Source organism: Azohydromonas sediminis, from assembly GCF_003574675.1.
Lineage (GTDB): Bacteria > Pseudomonadota > Gammaproteobacteria > Burkholderiales > Burkholderiaceae_C > Calidifontimicrobium > Calidifontimicrobium sediminis.
The window spans coordinates 73,709-90,374 of sequence record NZ_QOAZ01000004.1 but is presented as its reverse complement, the minus strand read 5'-3'; the positions used below and the strand labels follow the sequence as shown (position 1 = coordinate 90,374).

Below are 16,666 nucleotides of genomic sequence, written 5' to 3'. Positions count from 1 at the left end.
GGCGTCAGACGCGCGCGGTCTGGTAGTAGCGCAGCACGTGCTGCGTGACCTGGTAGCCGTCCTTCCTCTCGGGCGCCGGCTTCGCGTCGGCGACCGCATCGGGCTTGACGGCGGGCACCACGGCGGCCACCGCCGCCACCGCGCCGACGGCACCGGCGCCGGCGAACACGCGGCGGCGCGAGATCTTCTCGGGGCTTTCCTTCATCGGGATCTCCTCGCGATGGACTCAAACATGTTGCAACGCAACACCGGCGGGCCATCGCCCCGCCAACGATCGGGATTAGCCGCCAGCGACGCCGGCGTGCCAATCGGTGGCAGCCCGCGCTTGCCACGACAAGTTGTCGCGCCATACCGACAGGCTGTCGTCGCCGGCGCCTAGGCGGCCGCCTTCCTACAATTGCTGGCCTGCAGCCGCCATGGCTTCGTCGCCCGCCCCCGCCGCCCCGACCGCCGCCACCGACCGCTGGCCGATGGCCGCCGTGCTCGTTGTCGACGACGAGCCAGGCATGCGCAACTTCCTGCGCAAGGCGCTCGCGCCGCGGGTGGGCGAGCTGCACGAGGCCGGCAGCGCCGAGGAGGCCGCCGCGCTGCTGCGCCGCCACCGCTTCGACCTCGTGATCCTCGACATCGCGCTGCCCGGCAAGAGCGGCATCGAGTGGCTGCGCGAGCTGCGCGACGAAGGCAACGACTGCGAGGTCGTGCTGATCACCGCCTTCGCCGACCTCGACACCGCGATCGAGGCGCTGCGCGCCGGCGCGAGCGACTTCATCCTCAAGCCGTTCCGCCTCACGCAGATCCTCAATGCGCTCAAGCACGGCCTCGAGCGCGGGCTGCTCAAGCGCGAGAACTGGGTGCTGCGGCGCACGCTGTCGCAGCGCACGCCGCCGGCCGACGGGCTGGTCGGCGACTCGATCGCGATCAAGGGGCTGCGCGCGGCGATCCAGCGCGTGGCCGGATTCGGCAGCACGGTGCTGCTGACCGGCGAGTCGGGCACCGGCAAGGAGCTCGTCGCGCTCGCGCTGCACCACGGCAGCCCGCGCGCGCACGCCCCGTTCGTGCCGGTCAACTGCGCGACGATCTCCCCCGAGACGATCGAGACCGAGCTGTTCGGCCACGCTGGCGCCGGCGCGCGACGCCGCGACGGCCTGTTCGTCTACGCGCAGGGCGGCACGCTGTTCCTCGACGAGATCGCTGAGCTGCCGCCGCCGCTGCAGGCCACGCTGCTGCGCGTGCTCGAGGACCGGCGCATCCGCCCCGTCGGCGGCGAGCAGGAGATCCCGGTCGACGTGCGCATCGTCGCGGCGACCAACCGCAAGCTGACCGACGAGTGCGACGCCGGGCGCTTCCGGCGCGACCTGTACTACCGGCTGCAGGTGGTCGAGATCAACCTGCCGCCGCTGCGCGCGCACAAGGAAGACATCCCGGCGCTGGTGACGCACTTCGTCGCCACGCTGGCGCCACAGCTGGGCGTGCCGCCGATCGAGGTGCCGCCCGACGAACTCGACTTCCTGCGCCAGTACGACTGGCCGGGCAACGTGCGCGAACTGCGCAACCTGATCGAGCGCTCGCTGATCCTCGGCGCGCTCAACGTCTCGGCGCTGTACCCGCGCATGGCGCCGGCACGGCCGGCGGCGCGCGGCCCCGCGGCGGGCACGCCCACCGACTTGCACACGCTCGAGAAGCAGCACATCCTGTCGGTGCTCGAATCGGTGGCCGGCGACAAGACGCGCGCGGCGAAGCTGCTGGGCATCTCGCGGCGCACGCTCGAGCGCCGCTGCGCCGAGTGGGCGGTGTGACGGCCCGCTGAGACGGGCGACCGATGCGCATCGAACGCCTGGCGCCGCAGTCGATCCGCGGCAAGCTGCTCGCGATGGTGCTGCTGCCGCTGGTCGTCGTGCTGCCGCTGCTCGGCGTGGCACTGCTGTGGTGGGCCAGCGTCGCGCTCGACCGCCTGCTGATCACGAAGGTGCGCTCGGACCTCGCGGTCGCGCACGGCTACTTCGAGCGCGTGCTCGGCGAGGTGGCGGCCAGCACTGCGTCGGCGGCCGACTCGCACGCGCTGCAGCGCGCCATCGCAGCCTACGACGAACACGCGCTCGTCACGCTGCTGCGCGACGTCAAGCAGCGCGGCGCGCTCGACTTCGTCAACTGGCGCGACGCCGACGGCCGGCTGCGCGTGACCGACCACGGCACCCCGCCGGCCGGCGATGCCGACGCGCCGCTGCACGCGACACCGGCGACCGCCGGCGCGCAGGCCACGATCGAGATCCTGGCGCCGGAGGTCGTCGCCCGGCTCGCCCCGGCGCTGCAGTCGCGCGTGCCGGTGCCGCTGCTGCCCACGCGCAACGCGGTGCCCACCGAACGCCGCGTCGAGGACCGTGCGATGGTCGTGCTCGCCAGCGCGCCGGTGCGCAGCACCGACGGGCGCCTGCGCGGCTGGGTGCAAGGCGGCGTGCTGCTCAACCGCAACCTGGCGTTCATCGACCACATCAACGAGATCGTCTACCCGGCCGGCTCGCTGCCGTTCGGCAGCCAGGGCACCGCGACGCTGTTCCTCGACGACGTGCGCATCAGCACCAACGTGCGCCTGTTCGACCCCGACGCCACCGGCGAGGGCAGCGACAGCCGCGCGATCGGCACGCGTGTCTCGCGCGAGGTGCGCGAGGCCGTGCTCGACCGCGGCAGCACGTGGCTCGACCGCGCGTTCGTCGTCAGCGACTGGTACGTCTCGGGCTACAAGCCGATCGTCGACGGCGACGGCCGGCGTGTGGGCATGCTCTACGTCGGCTTCCTCGAGGCGCCGTTCACGTGGGTCAAGTTCGGCGCGCTGGCGGCGATCGGGGTCGTGTTCTTCGCGGTGATGATCGCCGCCGCCGCCGTGTCGCTGCGCTGGGCGCGCGGCATCTTCGCGCCGGTCGAGCGCATGGCGCGCACGATGCAGGCCGTCGAGGCCGGCCATGCCGACGCGCGCGTCGGTCCGGTGGCCGGCAGCGACGAGATCGCGCAGCTCGCGGGCCACCTCGACCACCTGCTCGACACGGTCGACGCCAACACGCGCGAGCTGCAGCGTTTCAACGCCGAGCTCGACGCCAAGGTCGCCGAGCGCACCCGCGAGCTGCAGGCGGCGCAGCAGCAGCTCGTGCGCTCCGAGAAGCTCGCCGCGGTGGGACAGCTCACGGCCAGCGTCGCGCACGAGATCAACAACCCGATCGCCGTGATGCAGGGCAACCTGGACCTGCTGCGCGAGCTGCTCGGCCCCGCCGGCGTCGAGCGCGTGCGCGCCGAGCTGAAGCTGCTCGACGAGCAGGTCGAGCGCATGCGGCTGATCGTCACGCAGCTGCTGCAGTTCGCACGCCCGGCCGAGTTCGCCGGCTACGTCGACGCCGTCGACGTCGCGCGCCTGATCGAGGACTGCCTCGTGCTCGTGGGGCCGCAACTGGCCAAGAGCGGCATCGAGGTGCGGCGCGGGTTCGCCGCGACACGGCGGCCGTCGATCAACCGCCACGAGCTGCAGCAGGTGCTGGTCAACCTGCTCGTCAACGCGGTGCACGCGATGCCCGACGGCGGCGAGCTGACGCTGGCCACGCGCGACGCGGGCGACGACGCCGTCGAGATCGAGGTCGCCGACACCGGCCCGGGGCTCGGCCCCGAGCTGATCGGCGAGCTGTTCAAGCCCTTCGTCACGCGCAAGAAGGACGGCACCGGGCTGGGACTGTGGATCAGCCGAAGCATCGTCGAGCGCTACGGCGGCGACCTGCGCGCCGCCGACCGCGGCGACGGCCGCCGCGGCGCCGTGTTCACCGTCGTGCTGCGCCTGGAGCCGGAAACCGAGGCCGCCTAGCCTGGCGCCACGCCGCGGTGGGACAATCGCGGCCCCCGCCGCGCATCCCCCATGCCATGGACCTGGACCACGAATTCACCCCCGAAGAGCGCGAGCGCCTCGAGGTCTCGCTGCCCACCGCGCTCGAACTGTGCCGGCTCGGGCTGGCGACGATGATCGACATCCGCCAGTCGTTCGAGATCGAGATGAAGGGTGCGATCCCCGACACGGTGCACATCCCGCTGTTCGAGGTCAAGCAGATGCTCGGCGACACGCTGACCGAGAACGAGCAGGACATACTCGACGCCGGCAAGCCGAAGGAGATCGACGCGCGCACCTTCATCAGGACGATCAACGGCCTGCACCACGGGCGCGACCACCTGCTGCTGTGCGTGTGCAACAGCGGGCGGCGCAGCCTGTCGGCCGCGGCGCTGCTGCGCGAGCTCGGCTACCCGAAGGCGCTGTCGGTGGCCGGCGGCTTCCAGGCGTGGAAGAAGCTGCAGGCCGCCGCGGCCGCGCCCGCCGACACGCCGGCGCCGCCGCCGGCGGGCTGAAGCCTCACTCGAGCAGGTCGAAGCCCTGCGTCTCGACCTGCACGAAGGCCTGCGTGAATACCGCCAGCTTCGCGTAGAGGTCGGCGCGCGGGTGCGCGATCACCGCGTCGCCCATCTTCTCGACCCACGGCTGCACGTGGGCGCGGAAGAAGCGGCGCTGCTGCTCGAGGTTGCACACCGCGACGTCGTCGCCGGCGATCAGGTAGCGCATCACCTCGAACACGCCGGCGACGTGGTCCTCGGTCTCGCCGCGCGTCTCGTCGCGCGCGAGGCCGAGCCGCGCGAGGTCGTCGCGCAGCTGCACGAGCGGCTTCTCGTTGAGGAAGCCCGCGAGGTAGTACGAGCCGTAGAGGAAGACCTCGGGCTTGCCGACCCCCTGGAACAGCGCGTCGTACTCGTCGGCCGCCGCCTGCACCGTCGTCGCGTGCATCGCCGCCACCAGGTCCTGCCACGGCGCCTCGAGGAACGCGCCCGGCGTCGGCGCCTCGGTGACCGCGACGCGCAACTGCTGCAGCAGCGCTTCGTCGGGCGGCGCGAACCACAGCCGCGCGAGCAGGCCGTAAAGCTCGGCGCGCGCGAGTTCCTCGCTGTCGTCGGCGGTGGCGAAACTCAGCGCCTTCAGATCCTGGGCCATCGGCGTGTCACCCTCGTTCACAGGTCGGTGATCCGGACTTCGTTCGGGTCGCTGAAGATGTCGACGACGCGGCAGTCGGCGCACATCTTCAGCCGCTCGGCCGCCGCGCCCTGGAACATCGCGTGGCCGGCGAGCTTGGCCACCATCGCCTCGATCGCCTGCACGGTGCCGAACGGCTTGCCGCAGCGGATGCAGCGCCACGGCTGCGCCTCGTGGAGCACGCGCATCTGCTTGCGCGCCTTGCCCCCGTCGGCCAGCCACAGGCGCGGCTGCAGCGTGATCGCGCGCTCGGGGCAGGTGCGCTCGCACAGCCCGCACTGCACGCAGTTCTTCTCGACGAAGCGCAGCTGCGGCGCCTCGGGGTTGTCGGCCAGCGCCGCCTCGGGGCAGGCGCCGACGCAGCTCAGGCACATCGTGCACTTGCCGGTGTCGACGACGACGGTGCCGAACGGCGCGCCGGCCTTCGGCAGCGCGATCTCGTCGACCGGCTTCGGCGCCTGCGCGAGCAGGTGGTCGAGCGCGAGGTCGAGCGTCGCGCGCTTGTCGGCCTGCACCGCGAACGCCGCCGGCTGGCGCACGCCCTGTGCCGGCGGCAGGCGCAGCGCGGCGTCGAGCGCGGCCAGGTCGCGGTCGTCGCGCGCCTCGAACAGGTGCAGGTGCGTGCCGGCGTAGCCGAGGCCGTTCAGGATCGCCTGCGCCTGCGCCATCTGCGCCGCGAGCGCCTCGCGGTACTGCGGCGCCTCCTCGTCGGTCAGCAGCACGCCGATCTGGCTCGCGCCGCACGCGATCGCCGCAAGCCACAGGTCGATCCCGACGCTGGCGGTGTGCCACACCTCGAGCGGCAGCACGCGCGCCGGCAGACCGTGGATCGCGGGATCGATGCGCGCCGCGCGGCCGAGCGCGGCCAGGCGCTTCGCGCCGGCGTCCTGGCTGTGCACGAGCAGCATCGCGTCGCGCCCACCGGCGCGGCGGTAGGTGCCGATCAGCGTGCGCACACGCTTGCCGAGCGTGGGCGCGTCGGGATAGCCGTAGGCGAGCGCGCCGCTCGGGCACACCGTCGTGCATGCGCCGCAGCCCACGCACAGGTGCGGCTCGACGCGGATGCCGCCGCTCGTCTCGCGCTCGCTGGCGATCGCGCTGGCCGAGCAGACCTCGACGCAGGCGTCGCAGCCGAGCTTCTCGTTGCGGCTGTGCGCGCACAACTTGGACTTGTAGTGGAAGAACTTGGGCTTGTCGAAGGTGCCGGTGAGCTCGCGCAGCGTCAGCACCGCGTCGAACAGCGCACGCTCGTCGCCGGGGCGCACGTGCACGTAGCCCTGCGGCGGCTGGTGCTGCGTGAACGCGGGGTCGCGGCGCAGGTCGAGGACCAGATCGAAGGTCTCGCTGACCGGTTGCGGCTCGCGCGCGAAGTCGATCGCGCCGGCGGCGTCGCAGACCTTGACGCAGTCGCGGTGGCTCTTGCAGCGCGCGAGATCGACCTGGTAGCTGAAGTCGATCGCGTCTTCGGGGCACGCGGCGATGCACGCGTTGCAGCGCGTGCACAGGTCGAGGTCGATCGGGTTGGTCGCGTCCCACTCGGCGGTGAAGGCGCCGAGCCAGCCCGCCAGGCGCGTCAGCCGCCCGCTGTAGACGGGGTGCTCGCGCGTCTGCGGCAGCGCGCCGCCGGCGCGCTCGAGCAGCACGCTGACGTCGAGCTTGTCGGCCAGCAGCGCGGCGGCGCGCTCGGCAGTGTCGGCGTCGCCGATCACGAGCACGCGACCGCCCGAGCGGTAGCTCACGGTGGCCACCGGGTCGGGGTCGGGCAGCTGCGCCGCGGCGATCAGCGCCGCGAGCTTCGGCGTGGCCTGCTTCGCGTCGCGGCTCCAGCCGCCGGCCTCGCGGATGTTGACGAAGCGGATCGGCCGTTCGGCGACCGACGGCGCGCCCTCGGTCTGCTCGTTGAGTTCGAGGAACAGCCGGCTCTCCTGCGTGCAGGCCACGAGCAGCTCGTCGCCGCCCTTCGCGGCGCGCTGGAACGCGCCGGCCTCGCGCCGGCACAGCAGCGTGTGGACGGTGTCGAGCCCGTCAGCGCTCGCGCCCGGCGTCGTCGCCAGCGTCTCGCGGATCGCCTCCGCGTCCAGCGGCATCGAGCGGTTGCAGTCGCAGATCAGCGTCTTCATCGGTGGGAGCCTCGGCGGCGGCCTCGGGGGCCGGTGCGGAATCGGTGACGGCGGGCACGTCGGCCGCTGGGGGCACGTCGGCGGCGTCCGGCGCCGTCGCGCGCGCGGCCGCAGGCGCCGGCGGCTCGTCGGTGAACAGGCCCAGCGCCTTGGACTGCACCATCTTGCGCAGCATCGACGCGGGCAGCGGATCGGGCTGGCCGTAGTCGTCGATGTAGACGTCGAGCCCGTCCATCACGTTGAAGTGCGGGTCGCTGAACAGCTTCTTCAGCGCCGCGCGCTTGACGCCCTCGTCGACGCCGGCACGCACGAACGGGGAGAAGTCGGAACTGCGCGTCAGCCGCGCGACGTCGTCCATCGTCGGCAGCGGCGGCGCGGCAGGCGCCGGCGCGGCGTCGGGCGCGCGGGGAGCCGACGGTGCTGGCGGTGCCGCCGGTGCCGGCGGCGTGGCCGTGCCCGCGACCGCCGCCGCGGGCGCGGCAGGCGCGGCGGCCGGCGGCGTGCCGGGCGGCGCATCGTCGACGGTGCCGCGCCGCGCCTGCGCCTTGCGCCGCGCCCAGCGCGAGAAGAAGCCGTCGTCGCGGTCGTCGGCCATGGCGGTCGCGCGCGGCTCAGCCGCGCTCGTGCGGGCGCTGGAACGACGCCGGGCGCCGGCGCTGTTTCGGCTCCGGGCGGTAGTGCGCGTCGGTGAAGGCCTGCAGCCAGTCGCGCACCTCGGGCGACAACGGCACCGAGTCGACGCGCTCCTGCGCGTCGAGCCAGCGCCCGGCCTCGTTGTACGAGACGCTGACGATCTCCGGCCTCGCCCGCGACGCGTCGGCGTCGTCGACGCGCCACATCACGAACCACACCGGCGCGCCCGACGTCAGGTTCAGGTAGTAGCCCTCGCCCTCGTCGGCGAACAGCTCGACGGCGAAGCCCGGGTGCAGCACGCGCTGCAGCCGGCCATCGTCGCGCAGCACGCGCGGCGCGGTGCCGAACGCCGGCTCGTGGGGCAGCACCTCGGCGATGCGGAAGCGCCAGTCCTCCCAGCGGTTGGGCTGCGCTTCGCGCTCGACGACGACGGCGACCTCGATGCGCGGACGCTTGGACATGGCGCGCTTCAGGTGGTCTTCGAGATCGTGATCGTCGGGAACTTCGCGCTGAAGTCCTTGGCCTTCTGCGCGATCTTGACCGCCACCTGGCGCGCGACCGCCTTGTAGATCGCGGCGATCTCGCCGTCGGGGTCGCTGACGACGGTCGGGCGGCCGCTGTCGGCCTGCTCGCGGATGCTCATGTTCAGCGGCAGCGCGCCGAGGTAGTCGACGCCGTACTGCGCGGCCATCTTCTTGCCGCCCTCGGCGCCGAAGATGTGCTCGACGTGGCCGCAGTTCGGGCAGCAGTACACCGCCATGTTCTCGACGATGCCCAGGATCGGCACGCCGACCTTCTCGAACATCTTGAGCCCCTTCTTCGCGTCGAGCAGCGCGATGTCCTGCGGCGTCGTGACGATGACGGCGCCGGTCAGCGGCACGCGCTGCGATAGCGTCAGCTGGATGTCGCCGGTGCCCGGCGGCATGTCGACGATCAGGTAGTCGAGCTCGCGCCAGTTGGTCTGCCGCAGCAGCTGCTCGAGCGCCTGCGTGGCCATCGGCCCTCGCCAGATCATCGGGTTGTCGGCATCCACCAGGAAGCCGATCGACATCACCTGCACGCCGTAGTTCTCGAGCGGCTCCATCGTCTGGCCGTCGACCGACTCGGGGCGGCCTTCGATGCCCATCATCATCGGCTGGCTCGGGCCGTAGATGTCGGCATCGAGGATGCCCACGCTCGCGCCCTCGGCGGCGAGCGCGAGCGCGAGGTTGACCGCCGTCGTGCTCTTGCCGACACCGCCCTTGCCCGACGCGACGGCGACGACGTTCTTGACCTTCGGCAGCAGCTGCACGCCGCGCTGCACCGCGTGCGCGACGATCTTCGTCGTCAGGTTGACGCTGACGTTGGCCACGCCGGGCACCTCGCGCGCGGCGGCGATCAGCGCGCGGCGCAGCGCCGGGATCTGGCTCTTGGCCGGGTAGCCGAGCTCGACGTCGAACGACACGTCGCCGCCCTCGACCCGCAGGTTCTTCAGCTGGCGCGTCGAGACGAAGTCGCGCCCGGTGTTCGGGTCGACGACGCTCTTCAGGGCCTCGAGCAGGGACGGTTCGGTCGGTGCGGTCATGGCGGTGGCAGGCGATCCGGGAGGGCACGCAGTCTACCGGTGCACGGACGTCACTTTGTCCGCAGGGGCAGGCCCGGCGGCACGCGCCGGCTCGGTACTTACCCGGGTAGCGGGGCGGCGGCTCCTAGAATGTCACGCTCCGCTGCCGCCGCGAGCGCCCATGCCCCGCCGACTGTTCGTCACCACCGCGCTGCCGTACGCCAACGGCGCCTTCCACATCGGCCACATCATGGAGTACATCCAGGCCGACATCTGGGTGCGCTTCCAGCGCATGCGCGGGCACGAGGTCCACTTCGTCTGCGCCGACGACGCGCACGGCGCGCCGATCATGATCGCCGCCGAGAAGGCGGGCAAGACGCCGCAGCAGTTCGTCGCCGAGATCGCCGCCGGGCGCAAGGCCTACCTCGACGGCTTCCACATCGCGTTCGACAACTGGCACTCGACCGACGGCCCCGAGAACCACCAGCTCGCGCAGGACATCTACCGCGCGCTGCGCCGCGAGGGACTGATCGCGATCCGGCCGGTCGAGCAGTTCTTCGACCCCGTCAAGGGCATGTTCCTGCCCGACCGCTACATCAAGGGCGAGTGCCCGAAGTGCGGCGCGAAGGACCAGTACGGCGACGCCTGCGAGGTCTGCGGCGCCGTCTACGGCCCCACCGAGCTGAAGAATCCCTATTCGGCGCTGTCGGGCGCGACGCCGGTGCTGCGCACGAGCGAGCACCACTTCTTCCAGCTCAGCTCGCCGCGCTGCATCGAGTTCCTGCAGGAGTGGGCGGCCACGCCCGGGCGGCTTCAGCCCGAGGTGCTGAACAAGATCCGCGAATGGTTCGCGCCCGACGAGCACGGCCGCGTCACGCTCGCCGACTGGGACATCAGCCGCGATGCGCCGTACTTCGGCATCGAGATCCCCGACGCGCCGGGCAAGTACTTCTACGTCTGGCTCGACGCGCCGGTGGGCTACCTCGCGTCGCTGAAGAACTGGTTCGACAAGAACGGCTGGGACTTCGACGCCTACATGGCCGACCCGCAGGTCGAGCAGATCCACTTCATCGGCAAGGACATCACGTACTTCCACACGCTGTTCTGGCCGGCGATGCTGCACTTCAGCGGCCGCAAGACGCCGACCCACGTCTTCGTGCACGGCTTCATCACCGTCAGCGGCGAGAAGATGAGCAAGAGCCGCGGCACGGGCATCAGCCCGCTGAAGTACCTCGAGCTCGGCATGGATCCCGAGTGGCTGCGCTACTACATCGCCGCCAAGCTCAACGGCCGCGTCGAGGACGTCGACTTCAATCCCGACGACTTCGTCGCGCGCGTCAACGCCGACCTCGTCGGCAAGTACGTCAACATCGCCAGCCGCGCCGCGGGCTTCATCGCCAAGCGCTTCGGCGGCGTGCTGTCGGCCGACACCGGCGTCGAGGGCCGCGTGCTGCTCGACGGGCTGCGCGTGCACCGCGACGCGATCGAGCAGCTGTACGAGGAGCGCGAGTACGGCAAGGCGCTGCGCGAGGTGATGGCGCTGGCCGACCGCGTCAACGAGTTCGTCGACCAGCACAAGCCGTGGGAGCTCGCGAAGCAGCCCGGCGCCGACGCCGTGCTGCACGACGTGTGCACGGTGTGCATCGAGGCCTTCCGCATCCTCACGATCTACCTCAAGCCGGTGCTGCCGGCACTCGCCGCCAAGGTCGAGGCCTTCCTGCACGTGCCGCCGCTCGCATTCGCCGACGCGCAGCGCGCCCTCGGCGCACACCGCATCGGCGCCTACCAGCACCTGATGCAGCGCGTCGACCCGAAGCGGCTCGACGCGCTGTTCGAGCCGCCAGCGCCGCCGGCGGTGCTGCCCGGCGGCGAGGCGGTGGCGCCGGAGATCGGCATCGACGACTTCGCCAAGGTCGACCTGCGCATCGCCAGGATCGTCGCCGCCGAGCGCGTCGAGGGCAGCGACAAGCTGCTGCGCCTGACGCTCGACGCCGGGGAGGGGCGCACGCGCAACGTCTTCAGCGGCATCTCGAGCGCCTACCGGCCCGAGGATCTGGTCGGAAAGCTCACCGTGCTGGTGGCCAACCTCGCGCCGCGCAAGATGAAGTTCGGCGTCAGCGAAGGCATGGTGCTGGCCGCAAGCCACGCCGACGGCAAGACGCAGCCCGGCCTGTTCATCCTCGAACCCCACGCCGGCGCGCAGCCGGGCATGCGGGTGCGCTGATGGCGCCGGCGCGCGCGCGGCACGCGGCGTGCGCACGTGCGCCGCGCACGCTGTCGCGCCGCTGGCGCTTCATCGCGCAATGCCACCACTGCGGACCTCCGGGCGGGCCCGGCCCTGCCCGCCGCGTTCATTCCCGGAGGTTCCATGCTGCCGTTTCCCGTCCACCCGTTCCGCCCCCGTCTCGTCGACGCGCTGCGTGGCTACACGCGCGCGCAATTCGCCGCTGACGCCGGCGCCGGCGTCACCGTCGGCATCGTCGCGCTGCCGCTGGCGATGGCGTTCGCCATCGCGTCGGGCCTCAAGCCCGAGCAGGGCATCTTCACGGCGATCATCGCCGGCTTCCTGATCTCGGCGCTCGGCGGCTCGAACGTGCAGATCGGCGGGCCGGCCGGCGCGTTCATCGTCATCGTCTACGGCATCGTCGAGCGCTACGGTCTGGCCAACCTGCTGATCTCGACGATGCTCGCCGGCGTGCTGCTGTTCGCGCTCGGCTTCCTGCGTCTGGGGGCGCTGGTGCGCTACATCCCGATCAGCATCGTGATCGGCTTCACCAACGGCATCGCGGTGCTGATCGCGCTGTCGCAGGTCAAGGACCTGCTCGGCCTGCGCATCGACAAGCTGCCGGCCGACTTCTTCTCGCAGATCGCGGTGCTCGCGATGCACGTGCACACGCTCAATCCGACGGCGCTGGCGATCGGGCTCGCGTGCCTGGCGCTCGTCGTCGTGTGGCCGAAGTCGTACGCGATGCCCGCCGCACCGGCGACGCGCCTGGACAGGCTGCGCCGGCACGCGGCGCAGGTGCCCGGCACCGTGATCGCGCTGGCCGGCGCGACCGCCGTCGTCGCCACGTTCGGCCTCGACGTCGAGACGATCGGCTCGCGCTTCGGCGGCATCCCGCAGGCGCTGCCGTCGTTCGAGCTGCCGTCGTTCAGCTGGACCAGCGCGAAGCAGCTCGTGATCCCGACGGTGACGATCGCGCTGCTCGGCGCGATCGAGTCGCTGCTGTGCGCGCGCGTGGCCGACAACATGGCCGACATCCCGCGCCACGACCCCAACCAGGAGCTGATGGCGCAGGGCGTGGCCAACATCGTGACGCCGCTGTTCGGCGGCATGCCGGCCACCGGCACGATCGCGCGCACGTCGACCAACGTGCGCTCGGGCGCGCGCACGCCGGTGGCGGGCCTCGTCCACGCGGCCACGCTGCTGGCGGTCGTGCTCGTGGCCGCGCCGCTGGCGGTGCACGTGCCGCTGGCGGCGCTGGCCGGGATCCTGCTGTTCGTCGCATGGAACATGGGCGAGTGGCACGAGTTCGCGCGGCTCAAGCGCTTTGCGCTGACGTACCGCACGACGCTGGTGGGCACGTTCCTGCTGACCGTGATCTTCGACCTCACCGTCGCCGTCGAGGTCGGGCTGATCCTGTCGTGCGTGTTCTTCATCTGGCGCATGAGCCAGCTGTTCCGCGCCGAGCCGCTCGACGACGAGGCGCTGCGCCGCGCCGCCGGCGAGGCCGCGCCGCCGGGCGTGCACGTGATGGGGCTGTACGGCTCGCTGTTCTTCGGCGCCGTGGGCAAGGTCGAGGCGATCGTCGAGGCGCTGCCGGCGGGCACACGCGTGCTCGTGCTCGAGTGCCAGCGGCTGGTGCAGCTCGACACCACCGGACTCGACGCGCTGACGCAGCTGCTGCACGCGCTGCGCAAGCGCGGCGTCGCGCTGCGGCTGGCCGCCGTCAACGAGCAGCCGCGCTCGCTGATGCACCGCTCGGGCTTCGACGCGCTGCTCGACGAGGGTGCGGTCGCGCCGACGCTGGCCGAGGCGCTGCAGCGCGCGCGCGCGCCTGGGCGCTCTGCCTAATGGCGGCCGCGCCAGAACGGCTCGGCGTCGGCCAGCCGCTGCAGCGCGCGCGTGCACTTCGCGAGGCACTGCGCGCGCCGCGCCGCGAGCCAGCCGAGCGCGAACCACGCGCGCGGGTCGCTGGCGACGAGTTCGCGAAACGCCGCCTCGGCGACGAGCACGTCGTTGTACTCGCCCAGCGCCTCCTGCGCCGGGCGCAGCCGCTTCAGGTAACGCGCGACCGCCTTGGCCGAGTACAGCGCGGCGACGAACTCGACGGCGTAGCGCAGCCGCTTGACGCGCTTGCGCACGCGATGCTGGGCGTCCTCGGGCAGTGTCGCGAACGCCGCGGCGTCGGCCACCGCGCGCCGGTGTGCGCGCTTGAGCCGCTGGCGCATCCAGCGCCGCAGCGCGTCGGCATCGTCGGCCGGCGGCAGCGCCCAGCTCGGTTCGGCGCCCGGCGCCGCCGCCGGCTCGTCGCCGTGCGCGAAGCCGATCAGTGCGAGCAGCAGCAGGTTCCACGCCGGCTCGCGCAGCGCCTGGCCCGGGTCTTCGGCGTCGGCCACCGGCGCCAGCGCGACGACCGGCGCGCCGGCGGCGGCCAGTGCCGGCAGCAGCGTCGCGGCGAGCGCGTCGCGGTCGCGCGCCGCGCCCAATCGCGCGAACACCGCCGCGAGCGCCGGCTCCCACGCGGGATCGACCTCGGCCGCCGCGTCGCCGAACTCGCGCAGCGCGGTGCGCAGCCGGCGCAGACCGACGCGCAGCTGGTGCACGTGCTCGGCGTCGTGGCGGCCGGCGGCGACGACGCTGGCATTCGGCAGGATCTGATCGAGGCAAGAGCGCACCATCGCGCGCAGCGCCTCGGCCGGCGTGGCGCCGGTGCGCAGCGCCGGTGCCGTCGCGTGCACCGCGGGCGACGCGCGCTCGTCGCGCGCGAGCAGGTCGCCGCACTCGGCCTTCGTGCGCACGTCGAGCCACAGGCCGTGGCGCTCGATCCAGCGCGCAGCCAGCGCGAACAGCGCCGCCGGCGCACCGCTGACCAGCTCCAGCTCGAGCTCGGCCACCGGCTCGCGCCGCTCGCCGGCCACCAGCACGCCGTCGTCGTACGCCAGTTCGACCACGGCACCGCCGTGGCGCACGCGCCGGTGCGTGCGCCGCACGTCGGTCGCGAACAGCGGCTGCAGCGCGGTTGCATCGACGCCGGTGGCACGCAGCGCGTCGCCAGCCGGCGTGCCATCGTGGCGCGCGACGTCGAGCACCGGCTCGCCGCGCGTGCGCGGCAGCACGGCGTTGTGCTCGGGGCGCGCCATCACGCCGTCGCCACGCGCCTTCAGCGTCTGCACCCAGTGACTGTCCTCGCGCCGCAGCCGCAGCGCGATGCCGGCAGCGGCGAGCCGCCGGTCGGGCGTGTCGAAGTAGCGGGCCTGCAGCCGTGTGGTGCGCGCGCTCGCGGTGGCCACCGCGCGACGCACCGCGTCGCGCTGCGCGGGCGGCACCTGCAACTTGAGTTCGACCTCGACCATCGCTGCGCTACAGCCCGACGTGCTCGCGCCGCGGGTCGGGGCCGCTGCCGCTGGCGACCACGCGCCCGTCGGCGTCGAAGGTCACGCTGAAGAACAGCGGCGTCGCCGCGTCGCCGTGGCGCCAGTCCCAGACTTCCTCGCGCTTGAGGTCGTAGAACGTCGTGCGCGCCGGGCGGCCGAGCAGGCGGCGCACCTCGGCCTTGTCGAGCCCTGGCACGACGCGCGCGAACGTGGCCGGTGCGAGCGCCTGGCGGATCTCGCGCACGAGTCCGTCGGCGCCGACGGTGACGAACCAGTTCTCGTGGCCTTCGGGCTGGCGCGGGTACTCGAACTCGCGCGCACCTTCGGGCGCGTCGTAGACGGCGGCGGGCTCGCCGAGTGCACGGCGCATGTCGGCCTCGGTCGACACGCCGACCTGCAGCCGCGCGATCGGCGACGCGTCGCAGCCGGCCAGCGCCGACAGCCCGACCGCGGCGCCGGCGAGCGCGGCCCACGCCGACGTCAGCTCTCGCATGCCACCCCCTCGATAGAATCCTGGCCCGTTGTCAATTCTGCCCGCACGATGCCCTTCTTCCGCAAGCCGTACAAGTCCGACGTCACGCAGTTCATCGAGGAGCTGAAGGCCCGCAAGCCCAGCCTCGAGGCCGAGCAGCGCGCCGGACGCGCGCTGCTGTGGGACCGCGCGCTCGACCGCGAGGCGCTGCAGGAGTGGCGCGAGGCCCGCGTGCCGCAGCAGCCGTACGTGTACCAGACGAAGGCGAAATGACGGTGCCGGCGGCCGCCACCGTGGCCGATCCGGTGGCGGCACCGGAGGCCGACGTCGTGCCCGACGTCGTCGACGGCGTGGCCGTCGCGCGCCTGTACGGCGAGCCGCTGTTCACGCTGCCGCAGGACCTGTACATCCCGCCCGACGCGCTCGAGGTCTTCCTCGAGGCGTTCGAGGGCCCGCTGGACCTGCTGCTGTACCTGATCCGGCGACAGAACTTCAACATCCTCGACATCCCGCTGGCCGACGTCACGCGCCAGTACCTCGCCTACGTCGAGCAGATCCGCAGCCGCAACCTCGAGCTCGCCAGCGAGTACCTGCTGATGGCGGCGATGCTCATCGAGATCAAGAGCCGCATGCTGCTGCCGCCGAAGAAGCGCGACGACGGCAGCGAGCCCGAGGATCCGCGCGCCGAACTCGTGCGCCGCCTGCTCGAGTACGAGCAGATCAAGCTCGCCGCCGCACGGCTCGAGCAGCTGCCGGTGCTCGGGCGCGACTTCCTGCGCGCGCAGGTCGTGATCGAGCAGAGCCTGCAGGCGCGGCTGCCCGACGTCTCGCCCGACGAGCTGCGCGCCGCATGGCTCGACGTGCTGCGGCGTGCGAAGCTGAACCAGCACCACAAGATCACGCGCGAGCAGCTGTCGGTGCGCGAGCACATGAGCCTGGTGCTGAAGAAGCTGCAGGGGCGCCGCTTCGTCGAGTTTGACGAGTTGTTCGACACGACGCGCGGCGTGCCGGTGGTGGTGGTGACCTTCATCGCGCTGCTCGAGCTCGCGCGCGAGCGGCTGATCGACGTCACGCAGGCCGAGGCCTTCGCGCCGATCTACGTGCGGCTGGCGTATCAGCCGGCCTGACAAGAGGATCACACCCCCCACGGCCTTCGGCCACCTTCACGCCGGAACGTCGCCTGTGCCCTGGCGCAGCCGGATCGGCGGCGGCCGCCGGACCGGATGCGATTCGGCTGCGTGGGCCGCCGGCGC

General features: G+C 72.5%; 15 protein-coding genes. 7 read left to right on the top strand and 8 right to left on the bottom strand.

Annotated elements, in window-relative coordinates; all coding sequences use genetic code 11:
- Positions 1-4: 4 nt before the first annotated feature.
- Entirely contained in the window at positions 5-205 is a 201-nt protein-coding gene (locus tag DRV96_RS03910; RefSeq protein ID WP_119287980.1) for a formate dehydrogenase, read from the bottom strand.
- A 211-nt stretch (positions 206-416) separates the two neighbouring features.
- Here DRV96_RS03910 and DRV96_RS03905 point away from each other — a divergent pair, with 211 nt between their 5' ends.
- Genes DRV96_RS03905 through DRV96_RS03895 form a run of 3 tightly spaced genes read left to right on the top strand, consistent with a single transcriptional unit; the run spans position 417 to position 4,374 of the window.
- The gene (locus tag DRV96_RS03905) at positions 417-1,796 is read left to right on the top strand and encodes a sigma-54-dependent transcriptional regulator (protein WP_119287977.1); all 1,380 of its coding nucleotides are present in this window, start codon (positions 417-419) and stop codon (positions 1,794-1,796) included.
- 23 nt (positions 1,797-1,819) lie between these two features.
- Positions 1,820-3,841 carry a sensor histidine kinase gene (locus tag DRV96_RS03900; RefSeq protein WP_119287975.1) on the top strand — a complete coding sequence of 674 codons (2,022 nt, stop codon included), beginning with the start codon at positions 1,820-1,822 and terminating at the stop codon, positions 3,839-3,841.
- Positions 3,842-3,897: 56 nt separating this feature from the next.
- Positions 3,898-4,374, top strand: coding sequence for a rhodanese-like domain-containing protein (locus tag DRV96_RS03895; RefSeq protein WP_119287973.1), 477 nt, complete (start codon positions 3,898-3,900; stop codon positions 4,372-4,374).
- Positions 4,375-4,378: 4 nt separating this feature from the next.
- On the opposite strand, the gene DRV96_RS03890 is transcribed toward DRV96_RS03895, so the two are convergent.
- Genes DRV96_RS03890 through apbC form a run of 5 tightly spaced genes read right to left on the bottom strand, consistent with a single transcriptional unit; the run spans position 4,379 to position 9,364 of the window.
- Entirely contained in the window at positions 4,379-5,008 is a 630-nt protein-coding gene (locus tag DRV96_RS03890; protein ID WP_119288122.1) for a TorD/DmsD family molecular chaperone, read from the bottom strand.
- Positions 5,009-5,025: 17 nt separating this feature from the next.
- Positions 5,026-7,167: a 4Fe-4S dicluster domain-containing protein gene (locus tag DRV96_RS03885; protein ID WP_235823267.1), complete on the bottom strand. Its 2,142-nt coding sequence runs from the start codon at positions 7,165-7,167 to the stop codon at positions 5,026-5,028.
- Entirely contained in the window at positions 7,073-7,762 is a 690-nt protein-coding gene (locus tag DRV96_RS03880; RefSeq protein WP_119287969.1) for a DUF3306 domain-containing protein, read from the bottom strand. Before DRV96_RS03880 ends, DRV96_RS03885 begins: the two co-directional genes overlap by 95 nt.
- Positions 7,763-7,778: 16 nt before the next feature.
- Positions 7,779-8,261 carry a DUF3305 domain-containing protein gene (locus DRV96_RS03875; protein ID WP_119287967.1) on the bottom strand — a complete coding sequence of 161 codons (483 nt, stop codon included), beginning with the start codon at positions 8,259-8,261 and terminating at the stop codon, positions 7,779-7,781.
- A gap of 8 nt (positions 8,262-8,269) precedes the next feature.
- Positions 8,270-9,364 carry an iron-sulfur cluster carrier protein ApbC gene (gene apbC / locus DRV96_RS03870; RefSeq protein WP_119287965.1) on the bottom strand — a complete coding sequence of 365 codons (1,095 nt, stop codon included), beginning with the start codon at positions 9,362-9,364 and terminating at the stop codon, positions 8,270-8,272.
- 160 nt (positions 9,365-9,524) lie between these two features.
- Here apbC and metG point away from each other — a divergent pair, with 160 nt between their 5' ends.
- Positions 9,525-11,567 carry a methionine--tRNA ligase gene (gene metG, locus DRV96_RS03865; protein ID WP_119287963.1) on the top strand — a complete coding sequence of 681 codons (2,043 nt, stop codon included), beginning with the start codon at positions 9,525-9,527 and terminating at the stop codon, positions 11,565-11,567.
- A 144-nt stretch (positions 11,568-11,711) separates the two neighbouring features.
- The gene (locus DRV96_RS03860; protein WP_119287961.1) at positions 11,712-13,418 is read left to right on the top strand and encodes a SulP family inorganic anion transporter; all 1,707 of its coding nucleotides are present in this window, start codon (positions 11,712-11,714) and stop codon (positions 13,416-13,418) included.
- On the opposite strand, the gene DRV96_RS03855 is transcribed toward DRV96_RS03860, so the two are convergent.
- Both DRV96_RS03855 and DRV96_RS03850 read right to left on the bottom strand, forming a co-directional pair.
- Complete coding sequence (locus tag DRV96_RS03855; protein WP_119287959.1) at positions 13,415-14,920, bottom strand: CYTH and CHAD domain-containing protein; 1,506 nt, start codon at positions 14,918-14,920, stop codon at positions 13,415-13,417. The two genes, DRV96_RS03860 and DRV96_RS03855, sit on opposite strands and share 4 nt — an antisense overlap.
- 7 nt (positions 14,921-14,927) lie before the next feature.
- Positions 14,928-15,434, bottom strand: a complete 507-nt coding sequence (locus DRV96_RS03850) for an outer membrane protein assembly factor BamE (RefSeq protein ID WP_119287957.1) — start codon at positions 15,432-15,434, stop codon at positions 14,928-14,930.
- 48 nt (positions 15,435-15,482) lie between these two features.
- Between DRV96_RS03850 and DRV96_RS03845 the strand changes: the two genes are divergently transcribed.
- Together DRV96_RS03845 and DRV96_RS03840 are read left to right on the top strand one after the other, a co-directional pair.
- Positions 15,483-15,686 carry a DUF3460 family protein gene (locus DRV96_RS03845; protein ID WP_119287954.1) on the top strand — a complete coding sequence of 68 codons (204 nt, stop codon included), beginning with the start codon at positions 15,483-15,485 and terminating at the stop codon, positions 15,684-15,686.
- Positions 15,683-16,540, top strand: a complete 858-nt coding sequence (locus tag DRV96_RS03840; RefSeq protein ID WP_119287952.1) for a segregation and condensation protein A — start codon at positions 15,683-15,685, stop codon at positions 16,538-16,540. The genes DRV96_RS03845 and DRV96_RS03840 overlap by 4 nt, the downstream gene beginning before the upstream one ends.
- Positions 16,541-16,666 lie beyond the last annotated feature (126 nt).

Bases quoted from the DNA above. Each gene is read 5' to 3' on its own strand.
- DRV96_RS03850 (WP_119287957.1), bottom strand. From the start codon at position 15,434: ATGCGAGAGCTGACGTCGGCGTGGGCCGCGCTCGCCGGCGCCGCGGTC.
- metG (WP_119287963.1), top strand. From the start codon at position 9,525: ATGCCCCGCCGACTGTTCGTCACCACCGCGCTGCCGTACGCCAACGGC.
- DRV96_RS03910 (WP_119287980.1), bottom strand. From the start codon at position 205: ATGAAGGAAAGCCCCGAGAAGATCTCGCGCCGCCGCGTGTTCGCCGGC.
- DRV96_RS03900 (WP_119287975.1), top strand. From the start codon at position 1,820: ATGCGCATCGAACGCCTGGCGCCGCAGTCGATCCGCGGCAAGCTGCTC.
- DRV96_RS03885 (WP_235823267.1), bottom strand. From the start codon at position 7,167: ATGAAGACGCTGATCTGCGACTGCAACCGCTCGATGCCGCTGGACGCG.
- DRV96_RS03860 (WP_119287961.1), top strand. From the start codon at position 11,712: ATGCTGCCGTTTCCCGTCCACCCGTTCCGCCCCCGTCTCGTCGACGCG.
- DRV96_RS03890 (WP_119288122.1), bottom strand. From the start codon at position 5,008: ATGGCCCAGGATCTGAAGGCGCTGAGTTTCGCCACCGCCGACGACAGC.
- DRV96_RS03855 (WP_119287959.1), bottom strand. From the start codon at position 14,920: ATGGTCGAGGTCGAACTCAAGTTGCAGGTGCCGCCCGCGCAGCGCGAC.
- DRV96_RS03895 (WP_119287973.1), top strand. From the start codon at position 3,898: ATGGACCTGGACCACGAATTCACCCCCGAAGAGCGCGAGCGCCTCGAG.
- DRV96_RS03840 (WP_119287952.1), top strand. From the start codon at position 15,683: ATGACGGTGCCGGCGGCCGCCACCGTGGCCGATCCGGTGGCGGCACCG.
- DRV96_RS03905 (WP_119287977.1), top strand. From the start codon at position 417: ATGGCTTCGTCGCCCGCCCCCGCCGCCCCGACCGCCGCCACCGACCGC.
- DRV96_RS03875 (WP_119287967.1), bottom strand. From the start codon at position 8,261: ATGTCCAAGCGTCCGCGCATCGAGGTCGCCGTCGTCGTCGAGCGCGAA.
- apbC (WP_119287965.1), bottom strand. From the start codon at position 9,364: ATGACCGCACCGACCGAACCGTCCCTGCTCGAGGCCCTGAAGAGCGTC.
- DRV96_RS03845 (WP_119287954.1), top strand. From the start codon at position 15,483: ATGCCCTTCTTCCGCAAGCCGTACAAGTCCGACGTCACGCAGTTCATC.
- DRV96_RS03880 (WP_119287969.1), bottom strand. From the start codon at position 7,762: ATGGCCGACGACCGCGACGACGGCTTCTTCTCGCGCTGGGCGCGGCGC.